Below are 13,552 nucleotides of genomic sequence, written 5' to 3'. Positions count from 1 at the left end.
TTTGTATCTGAATTTCCACGTTTATTGAGCAATGTCCAAACAATAGGTATCGCTATTCCACGATAGACGATGGCTAACATCAAGATATTGATATCTCGTTTTCCCCATTTCCAATTGGTTCTATCTAAAGTCAGTTGCACTTTGTCGAATGAAAACATATTGAAAATCAACTGAGAAATTTGACGATAATCAAAATACTGACCTGCAAAGAAGCGTTGTATACGTCGATAAAATGATTGTGGTAAGCACTTGATGGGTAAGGCTTTAGATGCAGAAGAAAGATTACATGTCTGTTTTACAATTAATGCAATCATAATCAGTGTAAAACATTTTACATGTGACTTGTTCCACTTTAGATATTTGTTTAAGATGAGATGTAACTCATTGAAATGTGTCATCATATTCGTCGTCAGAAAACAAGTATTATGCCATTATTTCAATGAGTTATCTTTTTTTGTCGTGTACAAAGAATTTATTATCAGAACTTGTCGCTGAAACGCTTGAATCCTTTGCACTGCACCCGAAAATCCTTATACTTAACCACAATTTTTGTTTGATTCCAGTGGATGCACCATGAGTCGTGCTATATCGCATATTGATACATTTCAGGGCTTAATTCTTGCCCTACAAAACTATTGGGCGGAGCAAGGCTGCGTCGTATTACAACCATATGATATGGAAATGGGTGCAGGGACATTCCACACTGCAACTTTCTTACGCGCATTAGGTCCAGAAACTTGGAACGCGGCTTATGTTCAACCTTCACGCCGTCCTAAAGATGGTCGTTATGGTGAGAACCCAAACCGCTTACAACACTATTATCAGTTCCAAGTAGTGCTTAAGCCAAACCCAGACAATATCCAACAGCTTTATCTCGATTCTTTAAAAGCAATCGGCATCGATACACTGACTCACGATATTCGCTTCGTAGAAGACAACTGGGAATCTCCAACACTAGGCGCTTGGGGCTTAGGTTGGGAAGTTTGGTTAAATGGTATGGAAGTGACTCAGTTCACTTACTTCCAGCAAGTCGGTGGTGTTGAATGCTACCCTGTTACTGGTGAAATCACATACGGTTTAGAACGTCTTGCGATGTACCTTCAAGGTGTAGACTCAGTTTACGATCTTGTTTGGACCAAAGGTCAGTTCGGCACTGTGACTTATGGTGATGTATTCCATCAAAATGAAGTGGAACAATCGACCTATAACTTCGAATATGCGCCAGTCGATAAATTATTTGAATTATTCGACTTCTATGAAGCTGAAGCAGCTCGTTTAATGGAAGCTGAACTTCCACTTCCTGCTTATGAGCAAGTGATTAAAGCATCGCATAGCTTTAACTTGTTGGATGCGCGTGGTGCGATTTCTGTAACTGAGCGTCAACGTTATATTTTACGTGTTCGTACCTTAGCGCGTTCAATCGCTCAAAGTTATGTGGCTGCGCGTGCGAAACTCGGTTTCCCAATGGCAGAACCACATTTACGTGATGAAGTATTAGCGCAGTTAAAAGCACAAGTTGAAGCAGAAGCAGCCCAAGCTGAAAAAGCGAAGGAGAATAAATAATGACAAAGCATACTGTTTTATTCGAACTTGGCTGTGAAGAACTTCCACCAAAAAGCTTAAAAACTTTACGTGATGCTTTAAAAGCTGAAACGGAAAAGGGCTTAAAAGATGCGGGCTTAAATTTTGCCGCTATCGAAGCCTATGCTGCGCCACGTCGTTTGGCACTCAAAATTGTGGATATTGATGCTGCTCAAGCAGACACACAAAAACGTTTTGACGGCCCTGCTGTTCAAGCCGCTTATGATGCAGAAGGCAAACCAACTAAAGCACTTGAAGGCTTTATGCGTGGTCAAGGCATTACGGTTGATCAGCTTTCGACGTTCCAAGCAGGCAAAGTTGAAAAAGTTTGCTTTTTGAAGGATGTGAAAGGTCAAAGCCTTGATGCTTTACTGCCACAAATTTTACAAACTGCATTAGACAACTTACCTATCGCAAAACGTATGCGTTCAGCAGCAAGTCGTACTGAATTCGTACGTCCTGTGAAATGGGTTGTATTGCTAAAAGATGATCAAGTGGTTGAAGCAACCATTCAAGATCATAAAGCAGGTAATGTGACTTATGGTCACCGTTTCCATGCACCTGAAGTCGTGACTTTAGCGCATGCAAATGACTACCTTGCTGCTTTAGAAAAAGCTTATGTCGTTGCGAATTTTGAAAAGCGTCAAGCAACCATTCAAGATCAAGTGAAAAAGTTAGCTGATGAAGTTAATGCAACTGCGATTGTCCCAACAGACTTACTTGATGAAGTCACCAGCTTGGTTGAATGGCCAGTTGCATTACGTGCAACTTTTGAAGAGCGTTATTTAGCTGTTCCTCAAGAAGCATTGATTACCACGATGCAGGACAACCAAAAGTATTTCTGTTTGATCAATGCTGAAGGTAAATTACAGCCTTACTTCATTACTATTTCAAATATTGAGTCGAAAGATCCGATTCAAATTATTGAAGGCAATGAGAAAGTTGTACGCCCTCGTTTGTCAGATGCAGAATTCTTCTTCCTACAAGATCAAAAGCAACCGCTTGCATCTCGTAAAGAAAAACTCGCCAATATGGTATTCCAAGCACAATTGGGTACGCTTTGGAACAAATCAGAACGTATTGCGAAATTAGCCGTTGCGTTGTCACCAATTACAGGTGCAAATACAGCTGATGCTGAAAAAGCAGCTTTACTGGCTAAATGTGATTTGACCTCTGAACTTGTAGGTGAATTCCCTGAACTTCAAGGGATTGCAGGCACTTATTATGCTCGCCTTGAAGGTGAGAATCATGAAGTTGCTGAAGCTTTAGGTGAGCAATACTTACCTAAGTTTGCGGGTGATGTATTACCACAAACTAAAACAGGTACAACGATTGCGCTTGCAGATCGTTTAGATACGCTGGTTGGTATTTTTGGTATTGGTCAAGCGCCAACAGGTTCTAAAGACCCATTTGCATTACGTCGTTCTGCAATCGGCATCTTACGTTTGATCATTGAAAATGAACTTGATGTGACCATTGAAGAATTGGTTAACTTTGCATTGCAAGGCTATGGCGACATCACTAAAGATCACGATAAAACCCGTACGGATGCAGTTGCATTCCTTGAAGGTCGTTACCGTGCTAAGTATGAAGACCAAGGCGTAGCGGTTGATGTGATTCAGGCTGTTCAAGCACTTGCTCCAAAATCTCCTCTTGATTTTGATAAGCGTGTGACTGCGGTGAATCATTTCCGTACTTTGCCAGAAGCGGCTGCATTGGCTGCAGCTAATAAGCGTGTTGCCAATATTCTTGCCAAAGAAGCAACGCCTGAAGGTGCTGTGGTTGAAGCGAATCTAGTTGAAGCTGCTGAAAAAGCGCTTTATGCAGAACTTCAGACATTGACACCAGTAGTTCAGCCTTTACTTACTGCACGTAACTACACGGAAGCATTGTCTAAGCTTGCTGCACTTCGCGCGCCAATTGATGCTTTCTTTGAAGGTGTAATGGTTATGGCTGATGATGCTGAATTAAAAGCCAACCGTTTACGTTTATTGGCTCAATTGCGTGATTTATTCACGGCGGTGGCTGATGTAAGTGTTTTGCAAGGTTAAGTATCTAATCCTTGATCTTTCAAATAAACCCCGCTATACAATAGCGGGGTTTATTTAGTTAGGTGGTTATTAAAGATGCAAACAAAAATTTGCGCTGTGATGTTCTCACTTATAATCTATCCTACCACCTGTTTAGCTCTATCAAAGCAATCACATACTCTTGCTGCAGTAAATCACCCCAATGGTTACGATGCTCCCGAAGGAAGTATTGCTATACTCAAACGGAAAAAGAATATCTGTACAATATTGATCACACTTTATGGTGAGACTGGAAAAATTATTTACCTTTGGCATTTTAATGCATCAGGACTAAAACAAGCTCAGCGGACAGAATATAATTACACTGATGGTGGCTTAGCCATGCTCCCCGAGAATCAAGGCCAGTTTTTAGAATATGTCCATTCAAATCAAAAATTAAATCTTCATGCACAAGAAGTCCAATCTGAATTTAAAAAAGTCCGTGGATTCTTTCCAAATCAATTAGTAAGCTGTATATAAATTCCAAATTAAAAATTAGATTAAAGAGGCCTTCTCTGCTTTACTAAATATTGAACATCTAAATCGAACAACTACTGGCGTATTGATATAATTTTTATGATTAACTCCAAACTCGTAATTGTGCTCTTATCATATAGATAGTCTCTTTTTTAATTAAACGTTACGAACATTATCAATTTCACATCACCTACATTCTTTTCTTGAACTTGGCGATAAGCTATAAAACTTGAATTGCAACAATATTGCCAAAAGGATAAAAGATGATGAAAAAAGTACCTGCACTGTGTTTAACGACTGCACTGATTGCATCGTCTTCTCTATGGGCAGCCGAAACAAATACAACTACGGCGAATGCAAATACTGCAACGGCTGAAAAAACACTTCCTTATGGTGACAACCCTAGTCTCGGTCGAGTATTGCTGTATAAAACAGGTAAAGGGCTACAAAACTTAGGCGATTCAATTCAAGGAGCATCTGAAAACACCTCACAAAAAATGAGTGAGAGATGGAAAAACACCAAAGAATATACCGCTGAACAATCTGAAATCGTTCAGGAACAAACACAAAAAGCCAAACAATACACTGCTAAAAAATGGCAAGATACCAAAGATGCGGTTGTTGGTACCAATGATGGAAATGTTCCTATTGAGCGTGCTGAACTTAGTCAGCCATCATCGAACTAAATAAAAAAAACCTCTAATAAAAAGTTAGAGGTTTTTTTAATAATTAGATAGATTTAAGCTGTTTCTGTTTCGAGCTTAACCTGATGATCAATCAGATATTCATTTAAATTAAAACGGCTAAGTTGCTGACGCATCTTAAACGTCGTCCACGGCCATACCGTACTATTGCGCCCATTCCGATCAATGAAATAACTCTGACAACCACCCTTGTTCCAAACCGTGGTTTGTAAAGTCTCTTGTACGCGTTGATTAAACTCAGCAATACGCACAGGATCGGGTTCTATGGTTTTGATATTTTTCTGAATCGCTTGTTTTAGTGCATCCATAATATAAGTGAGCTGCGCTTCGATAATGATAAAAGCCGAAGAACTCACCGCAATATTCGGTCCAAACATCAAAAAGCCATTCGGGCAATCTGCCACCATCGTTCCCATATAACCTTCTGGACTGCCCTGCCATACATCAGACATGCTTTGTCCATAACGGTTATAGACACGCTGAGCAATTGGCGGTTCAGCCACCTCAAAACCCGTCCCAAGAATGATCACATCAGCCTCAAAGCTTGAACCATCACTTGCAATTAACTGCTTGCCTTTGACTTCGCTCAACGCCCCTGCGACAACATTGACATTGTCTTGTGCTAGGGCTGGATACCATTCATTAGATTGCAAAATGCGTTTACAACCAATCACATAGTTTGGTGTGACTTTGGCGCGCAACTCAGGGTCTTTGATGCCCTGTTTAATATGAAATTCAGCAATACGCTGTACTTGCCGCATCGCAGTATTGCTTTGTAATCCACCATTTAAGGTTTCGAAGATGCCATAGACTGAACCACGCATCACCGACTGAGTGACAGGGACATATTTAAATAAAGTTTGAATGGCACTTGGCAGTGGCATATCAGATTTTGGTAATACCCAATGCGGTGTACGTTGAAATACAGTGAGTTGTTTTACCAACGGCTGGATCTGCGGCACAAACTGAATTGCAGATGCGCCTGTGCCGATTACTGCAACACGTTTATCTATTAAATCTAAGTCATGTCGCCAACGAGATGAATGGAAAATTTCACCATCAAAATCTTTGAGACCTTTTACATTTGGAATCACAGGCTCATGCATTGGCCCACATGCCATGATCGCAAATTGTGAATGTAATTCACCTTGATTGGTTTTAATAATCCAGCACTGTTTTGCATCAGACCAACTTGCTGATAGCGCTTCATGTTGGAAATGCACATGCGGTAAAACTTGATATTTTTTCGCAGTGTTCTGTAAATATTCTTTGATTTCCGCTTGTCCCGCGAACACCCGACTCCATGTAGGATTCGGTTCAAAAGAATATGAATACAATGCCGATGGCACATCACAGGCACATCCCGGATAGGTATTTTCACGCCATACACCACCGAGTTCATTGGCTTTTTCGAGCAAGATAAAATCATGGATACCCGCTTCTTTGAGTTTAATCGCAGCACCTAAACCTGCAAAACCACCACCGATCACAATCACTCGATAAAATGGCACAGTCTTCGACTTGGTATTCATGACTCGTTTTTCCTTTTTTTATTCCGCCCACAACATGGCACAAAGATTTTTGAGGGTCATTATCCTGACTGACCTTTCTGATAAGTCGTTTTGATACAATTTGCCAGCTATAAACATTATGATTGAGCTGAAATACCAAGTATTAAATATTACAGAGTTCCCTCAAATCCTTAGTTGAACTTCACCGAGGAAAACGACAAACTGAAATTATTTACAATAACTGGGATTCGCAGATGGGCTCAATACAATTAAAAGGCACTTTATTTTCAATCATTAGCTGCATAAGTTTGACTGCATGTTCAATTTCCCCATCATCGACATCAACAACCACTACATTAGAAAAAATAACGAATATCGAGGCAACACCTTCAACAAAGGTCAATACAGCTCAACTGATTAAACAACCACAAAATTGTCTTATTGAATTCAAAGGTCAGTTTGAGGGTGGGCAAGCTGTGGAACACTGGATTTTTAACCAGCAAGGTCTAATCGCTGCAGAATCCACAACTACAGAGTATGCTGATCAAGCGCAAGCTGCTAGTCAAAAGCAAACTTCTTTTGATATTCAAAACCCTGAAACTCAAGAAAATTTTAAAAAATTAAAAAGTAATTTCAATGAGCAAAAACTTGCTAAATGCATATAACCATTATTAAAAACGCGTTGTATAGTCAAAACTATGCAACGCGTTATGGCACTCTAAACCTATCTTTGGGATCAATTTAAACTATAAAAAATTAATCTCAATTTGCTGTTAGACCACTGGTTGCTGCCAACAGGTCGATGCGTGGGAATACTAAACCTGTACGAGTATCTGTAACTGATTTACCCGTTACTCTCAAACGATTCACCGTTTGATCAATGGTTTCAGTTGGACTCACACCATTAGCACGTAATAATGCAATTGCTCCTGCAACATGTGGTGCAGCTTGTGAGGTTCCACCTTGCGTATAACCACCCGCTGTAATCATTGCCCCTGGTGCAAGTAAAGTTACAAGCGAACCACCATTACTAAAGCAAGTCACTTTATCTGCAGCTGTGGTTGGATCAGAGCACTTCAACGGATTACCCCAAGATGCACTGCCGATATTACTGTCATAAACAGCACCTACACGTACAGCACCCGCAACACATGCAGGCGAAGAGATACCATCGGCAAATGCGTCATTTCCTGATGCAACGACAGGTACGACACCTGCTGCACGTGCATTAGCAAATGCTGTGCTATAGCTACTATTACTACATTCGGAAGTATATTTCACACCAGGTACGCCCAAACTGAGATTCACCGATTTGATGTTGTATGCCTGTGCGTTATTCACTGTCCAGTTCAATCCCGCCAAGATATCACTATCATAAGCCGTACTGCCCCACTGTCCATTCACTCGAACACGGCGAAAAGTATCAATACCAATAATTTTGGTTTTGGTCGCGACTTTAGACACGATGCCTGAGACATTACTACCATGACCATTATCATCTAAACTGCCATCATCAGGTGCGGTATCAAAGGCATACACCACACGGCATGTCGAAGATGGTGTATTTACTGCCGTACAGCCAAAGTCAGCATGTTTATAATTTACCCCTGTATCAATCACGGCAACACTTGAGCCTTCACCTGTAAAACCATTACTAACGGTTTGAGGTTGATTAATCAGTGGTAAACTCTCCATGGTAGTCGTGGTGTTTTTGCGATTTGGATATACCCCTTTAACAGTGGGATCATTGAGCACTTTCGCAAGAGTTTCTTTATTTTGAATACGATAAAGCCCCAAAGGTAAGCCATTAAATTCTCTTAAAGTTTGGAAACCAGCTTCTTTGGAGAACTTTTCTTTTAATCGGGCTTTTCCTTCTGCAATGCTATTTCGCTTTTCTATTCCAAGAGGTGCGTTGGCGACATTGAGGTCATATTCAATTAATAAGTCATTTGACTCATTGTTCAGTAAAGCATTCAGGTCAATTTTGCCTTTAGCGACTTTATTTAGCGCAGCAGAACTTAATTGTTGCTTTAACTGTGAGGGATTCAGTGATGCAGCAGATGTTGCAGCACTAGAAAAAACACATACACTCAAAAATAAAACTGTTTTTTTATTCACGCTTAATCTCCAGTGTTCTTGGGTAAAGAACATCTCTTTTTCCAATCTGCTTGGGTAAAGCACATCAGATTATTTAAAGTTTTTTGATTTGATTTGCTGGATCAGTTTCTGGATCTATCGGTTGGATCGAAGGATCACTTTTTGTGTCATAAAATGGAACCTCCTCCTTTGTTTTTGTCGGTTGATCTAATAAGGTTGCTGTAGTAACAGCTTTAGGGTTGTTCTCCTCTTGCGTTAAAGGTTTCGGAACAGGCTCTAAATGTTCATCCGTCATTTGATGAATGTAGAGATCATCAGATGATGTAAGCGGATCATCGGGCTGGAAATACAACACGATCACACCTAAGCCAATCAATAAAAGTAAAAAAGCCGCTATCATTTTCATTCATTTTCTCCAGTGCTTATTTACTGGCGGATACGAGATTTAAGATTCATTTAAATATCCAACCCCGCAATTAAAACTAATTTTCACGTTAAATTTCACATTTAAAATTAAGTAACCCCTATTACATCGTGATGGGTAAATAGCTAAAAAAACTTCATCAACCTCTATAGGCTATTGCACCTGATTATTTAATCAAAGTTTAAAAACAGATCATCAATTCAGCCAAACACCACATAAATAAATATTAAAAATTTTCACTTTTATACCAAGCAATAAAAATGCCAAACTTAAAACTGACATAAATTAAGCGTAATTTGCCTATTGATTTAATGCGTAGACTTTAATTCAGTGACGAAAAAGTTGACGTTGGTGTATTTTATTTTTAATTTATGTTGTTTGAAAATCATTTATAAAGATATATTTTTCACATACTTAATCAATTAGAGCATCTTCACAATTTATCCCTACAGTGTTTCGCAGATGTAATGTGCTTGTAACGATTTGCTGAAATCCATAGCTTTCTCTCATTTGCTCGATATGATTCATTTGCGTTCATGAAGTGCCCCAACATGGCACATCTTTAAAGGAAATCGCAATGAAGAAAATGATCAAAACAGCTATCGTGACAACAACTATTCTCGCTTCTGCTTCTGTTTTTGCACAAAATGTAGGGGTAAATGCGAATGGATCTGCTCAAGTTAATGTTCAATCTGGTGGATTGGTAAAAGGCATTACAGGTGCAGTTGCTAACACAGCACAAGGCGTTGGTCATGCAGCACAACATGTTGGTCATGCGGCCGTCAACACAGGTGTGAATGCATCTCAGAAAACTGTGGGTACTACTGCAAATATAGGATCAAAAGTGATTCATACCACGGGTACTGCCGTGAAAAATACGAAAGATTATGCTGTAGAGAAAGCCGTAGATGGTCGAACATTTGCTGCTGACAAAACGGCGGATGTGAAAAAACGTATTGCGGACAAGCAAGCAGCTTCTAAGGCGCTAAGCTTAGAAGCTCAAACCAATGCAAAAGCACAGCTGAATAATAAAACAGCAGCGGTAGATGCCAAAACAGGCTTAAATGCAGATAAGAAAAATCTGCAAGCAGGCACTAACGTGGGTGTAAAAGTTTTAGGTGTAAATGCCAATGTAAACACCAATGCTAAAGTCGGTATTAATTAATTACTTAATACCCATCTCATAAATAAAAAGCCCTTAGCAATGTAAGGGCTTTTTTTGTTTAACAGAGTTGTAATCGACTTTGCTCAGCAGAATGACTCTCAATAAAATGCGTCAGACCATCATCTTCACAACTTAAAGTCAGTTGCTTGTAACTAAGATTATAAAAATCTGGATATTGTTTAAATATCAATGGTGATTGATCTAGAGGTAAAGCATCACCAACCTTGATCAGTTTATGAATCCCCCGATCATTCATGGTCAAGAAATAATATTCATCGTTTAAATTTAACTCAACTAGTGCATTCGGCTTTAAGTGCAAAGGCACAAGGTATTGTGAATTTTCCTGAATATGTTCTGCACTATAGCTTTCAAGTTTTAAACTAACCAAGTTAAAAACCAAGAATTGGTTTTGTGGGGTACAGACGTTGGCAGCTGCTGTTTGAATTTGTTGAACAAAATGTGCATGCGCACCTAATTTATGTAAATTCTGCTCAGTTCCCTGTCGCAATTTAAACAACTGTTGAACGAGTTTTTGTTTCATTACAGCATCAAAATATCGTTCATCAAGTGCAAAGTCATTGTTTTCTAAAATCTTTAACAATGCTTGTTGATGCTTCGATAAGGCAGCATCCAAAACATGACGATAGTAGAACTTACTTTGTTTTTTCACTTCACGCACACGACGATAAAAATACGTCAGCTCAAACGGCTTTTCTACAAAATCATGTAACAGTTGCGAGCTTGCCAATACCGAAAGTGCTTCATGTGCTGTAAAGGGCAAATGAATAACATCCATCTGTGGCAACAAAGGTTTTATTTTTAAGAAATGCTCTTTATCTTCAGCAAAATAGGGATCATAGACCAGAATATATTCCCGAGATGCATCGACCTCATCCGCCTGAATCTGCATATTTTGATGAATAGATGCATCAAAAAATTCTGCATAACGACGATCTTCGACAACTTCTGGATCAATCGAAAATTGTGGAACAAATGCCACAATTTTTTGCATATTCAACAAGTTTGAGTATTTTATTGCGGCATAGCCACCCATTGAACCGCCATAGCCCACTCGCTTTTCAAACTGTTCAAGAATCGGCTGAATCTGTTGTTGCATCTGCAACATGCTGCTTTTAGGAAACCATGTTTTTAATTTCGGCATTATGCCGATGACATTGTATTCATATTTAATTAATGATTTTTCAGCATTGATGGACATTCCTTTGGCTCGACTAATCAAATCGCCAAAAGAAACCACTAATGTGTCGCTTGAACCTTTCAAAAAAATAACGCGAATATGTTCATCTTCAAATATTATTTGCTTATCCATGCTCACACTGAAAAGTTGATCCTAGGTTGGTATCAAAAAGTCACCAAATCATGACTTTGCCAAACCCAAATTGCGGAGTATCTTATTTTATAGAGATAGAACAGATTAAAAAGCGCAAAAAATGACACAATCCCTGCATCCTTCGGCGCAAAAAGGCTTCAGTCTAGGTGCTGAACTTTACCAACAGGTTCGTCCCAATTATTCACAAGAAATAGTGATTTGGCTGCAAGATCGTCTCAAAATAGGTGAAAGTTCAACTGTTATAGACCTAGGTTCTGGGACTGGCAAATTCTTACCTTACCTGATTCAAACAGGTGCCAAAGTGCTGGCTGTTGAGCCTGTAAATGAAATGTTAAAGCAGCTCCAACAAAGCTACCCTGATATTGAGTGCTTTCAATCATCAGCGGAGTCACTCCCCTTCAAAAATGCTTCTATTGATCGTGTTGTTTGTGCGCAATCATTTCATTGGTTTGCAAATCAACTCAGCCTTTCTGATATCCATCGAGTCCTCAAACCATCAGGTCATCTAGGATTAATTTGGAATCAAAGAGACATCAATGTTGACTGGGTTCAAGCTTTAGCAGATGAAATAGCGCCTTTTGAAGGAGATACTCCACGTTATCATAGTGGTCGCTGGAAAGAAGTTTTCGATGATCAGGATTTATTCAAATTAAATAGTTTGCAGACCTTTCAACTGATACATTCTGGTACGGTAGAACAGGTAGTCAGCAAACGCTTATTGTCCACCAGTTTTATTGCAGCGATGCCCTATCCTCAACAACAACAGTTCAAAGCGAAATTTGAACAAATTGTATTTGATTTTACGGGACGATCTCCGCAAGATCAGATAGATTTCCCTTATATCACCTATGCCTATCACTTTCAGAAAATATCAAATTAATCAGGGATGAATATATCCATGCCAACCGTTAAAACCACTTATGTCCTTGCAGCATTGTTTAGTTCAGTCCTTTTTCTTACAGGCTGTAACAAAGACAAAGAACCCACAGCAGCTACTGAAAATCAAACTAGCTCTAGTCAAGATGCGATTGGTCAATTGAATCAGACACCGATCAAGCAATTTCCTGCAACTGCAGATGATGCGCATGATATTGCTGTGTTGGATGACTATGATCGTCGCTTTACTGAGATGACTGATAGCATGGAAATCGAACTTGCCAAAATGAAGCAAGAAAATACGTTGACACCAGAGTTTGAAGCACAACGCCAAAAAGACAATGTGAACTCTGCACTCACAATGCTTAAAGATTTAGATCTAAAAACTGAACAAGGACGCTATATTCAAGGTTTGTTATATGATTATTGGGAAAGCCAAGCAAAGGCGCTACAAAATACGACAGACACCAATCAGCAAGTTAATCAGTTAAATGAATATTTACATGCACAAAGTCAACTCCATCATTGGAGAAGTGCTCAAGCTTCAGAAAATAAAAGCAATTAAATAAAAAACGAGGGTTATCCCCCTCGTTTTCTTGGTTTAATTTGAATTAGATTTTCTGCTTTTCAATCCATTGAATCGAATTCACTCGAAATAACTCACATGCCCCATCACCAATATCTGTAGGTGATAGCGAAGACTTCCATACTAAATCTTTATCACGGACTTCAACCAGTTCACCTTTTAACTGGACCAAATCACCACGTTTCACTTGTTTAATTTGTTTGGCAATTTCAGGATTGGCAGGAATGATGTGCATGTTCGATACCATTTGCATGGCTTGATCCGCAGGCACAGGAAGTTTATCCATTTTCCAATTCAAATAGCGGTCATATTGACTGACTGAAATATTACGTGCGATTTCAGGATGCGCGAACAATCCCCAACTGACAGCATAATCAATCGGTGAAAACTTGGCTTGCTCATCATCTTGATAAACTTTAGATCCTAAAATACGAAAATTACCGTAGAAAGGCTGCAATACGGAAATCGATTGGTCTTTCACTTGAGGGGATAAACCTTTCGCAATATTGTATTCCACTCCACTGGCAGAAGCATGTGCCTGACCCAGTGCAGCCACCATGCATAAACTCATCCATAGACGCTTTTTCATGGCTTTTACTTCCTCAAAAATATGACTGATAGCAAATAAACTCGTTTGAGCTTTCATAGTATGCTTAGACCATGAGAAAAGTTGCTTTTTTTGGTAACAATCAAATAATCTTTAGTCATATT

At 39.3% G+C, this 13,552-nt stretch carries 13 protein-coding genes and 1 pseudogene; 8 read left to right on the top strand and 6 right to left on the bottom strand.

Features of this window, described 5'->3' with window-relative positions; translation table 11 throughout:
• Positions 1-398, bottom strand: a pseudogene (locus ACSC97_RS06230) (IS4-like element ISAba33 family transposase); the annotation flags it as partial.
• A 175-nt stretch (positions 399-573) separates the two neighbouring features.
• Here ACSC97_RS06230 and glyQ point away from each other — a divergent pair.
• The 4 genes from glyQ to ACSC97_RS06210 all read left to right on the top strand — a co-directional run bounded on the left by glyQ (position 574) and on the right by ACSC97_RS06210 (position 4,813).
• On the top strand, positions 574-1,563 hold the full coding sequence (glyQ, locus tag ACSC97_RS06225; protein WP_004641159.1) for a glycine--tRNA ligase subunit alpha: 990 nt from the start codon (positions 574-576) through the stop codon (positions 1,561-1,563).
• A complete protein-coding gene (gene glyS, locus ACSC97_RS06220; protein ID WP_436659925.1) occupies positions 1,563-3,632 on the top strand; it encodes a glycine--tRNA ligase subunit beta in 2,070 nt (689 codons plus the stop codon). The genes glyQ and glyS overlap by 1 nt, the downstream gene beginning before the upstream one ends.
• Positions 3,633-3,707: 75 nt before the next feature.
• Positions 3,708-4,130 carry a hypothetical protein gene (locus ACSC97_RS06215; protein ID WP_436659923.1) on the top strand — a complete coding sequence of 141 codons (423 nt, stop codon included), beginning with the start codon at positions 3,708-3,710 and terminating at the stop codon, positions 4,128-4,130.
• Positions 4,131-4,393: 263 nt separating this feature from the next.
• Complete coding sequence (locus ACSC97_RS06210; protein WP_436659936.1) at positions 4,394-4,813, top strand: hypothetical protein; 420 nt, start codon at positions 4,394-4,396, stop codon at positions 4,811-4,813.
• 53 nt (positions 4,814-4,866) lie between these two features.
• Here the strand turns inward: ACSC97_RS06210 and ACSC97_RS06205 are convergent, their stop codons facing one another.
• Complete coding sequence (locus ACSC97_RS06205) at positions 4,867-6,363, bottom strand: flavin-containing monooxygenase (RefSeq protein ID WP_436659921.1); 1,497 nt, start codon at positions 6,361-6,363, stop codon at positions 4,867-4,869.
• A 233-nt stretch (positions 6,364-6,596) separates the two neighbouring features.
• Between ACSC97_RS06205 and ACSC97_RS06200 the strand changes: the two genes are divergently transcribed.
• Entirely contained in the window at positions 6,597-7,007 is a 411-nt protein-coding gene (locus ACSC97_RS06200; RefSeq protein ID WP_436659918.1) for a hypothetical protein, read from the top strand.
• Between the two features lie 97 nt (positions 7,008-7,104).
• On the opposite strand, the gene ACSC97_RS06195 is transcribed toward ACSC97_RS06200, so the two are convergent.
• Positions 7,105-8,460, bottom strand: a complete 1,356-nt coding sequence (locus ACSC97_RS06195; protein ID WP_436659916.1) for a S8 family serine peptidase — start codon at positions 8,458-8,460, stop codon at positions 7,105-7,107.
• Between the two features lie 73 nt (positions 8,461-8,533).
• Positions 8,534-8,845, bottom strand: a complete 312-nt coding sequence (locus tag ACSC97_RS06190) for a hypothetical protein (RefSeq protein WP_004951680.1) — start codon at positions 8,843-8,845, stop codon at positions 8,534-8,536.
• A 595-nt stretch (positions 8,846-9,440) separates the two neighbouring features.
• Between ACSC97_RS06190 and ACSC97_RS06185 the strand changes: the two genes are divergently transcribed.
• The gene (locus ACSC97_RS06185) at positions 9,441-10,028 is read left to right on the top strand and encodes a hypothetical protein (RefSeq protein ID WP_125299089.1); all 588 of its coding nucleotides are present in this window, start codon (positions 9,441-9,443) and stop codon (positions 10,026-10,028) included.
• Positions 10,029-10,086: 58 nt separating this feature from the next.
• On the opposite strand, the gene ACSC97_RS06180 is transcribed toward ACSC97_RS06185, so the two are convergent.
• Entirely contained in the window at positions 10,087-11,358 is a 1,272-nt protein-coding gene (locus ACSC97_RS06180; RefSeq protein WP_436659913.1) for a hypothetical protein, read from the bottom strand.
• Between the two features lie 121 nt (positions 11,359-11,479).
• Between ACSC97_RS06180 and ACSC97_RS06175 the strand changes: the two genes are divergently transcribed.
• Both ACSC97_RS06175 and ACSC97_RS06170 read left to right on the top strand, forming a co-directional pair.
• On the top strand, positions 11,480-12,259 hold the full coding sequence (locus tag ACSC97_RS06175) for a class I SAM-dependent methyltransferase (RefSeq protein WP_436659911.1): 780 nt from the start codon (positions 11,480-11,482) through the stop codon (positions 12,257-12,259).
• Positions 12,260-12,277: 18 nt separating this feature from the next.
• On the top strand, positions 12,278-12,820 hold the full coding sequence (locus ACSC97_RS06170) for a hypothetical protein (protein ID WP_436659909.1): 543 nt from the start codon (positions 12,278-12,280) through the stop codon (positions 12,818-12,820).
• Between the two features lie 46 nt (positions 12,821-12,866).
• On the opposite strand, the gene ACSC97_RS06165 is transcribed toward ACSC97_RS06170, so the two are convergent.
• Positions 12,867-13,430: a hypothetical protein gene (locus ACSC97_RS06165; RefSeq protein WP_026057391.1), complete on the bottom strand. Its 564-nt coding sequence runs from the start codon at positions 13,428-13,430 to the stop codon at positions 12,867-12,869.
• Positions 13,431-13,552 lie beyond the last annotated feature (122 nt).

Origin of the sequence: Acinetobacter sp. P1(2025), from assembly GCF_051390655.1 — a bacterium.
Lineage (GTDB): Bacteria > Pseudomonadota > Gammaproteobacteria > Pseudomonadales > Moraxellaceae > Acinetobacter > Acinetobacter junii.
This window is presented reverse-complemented; position numbering and strand designations above follow the sequence as displayed.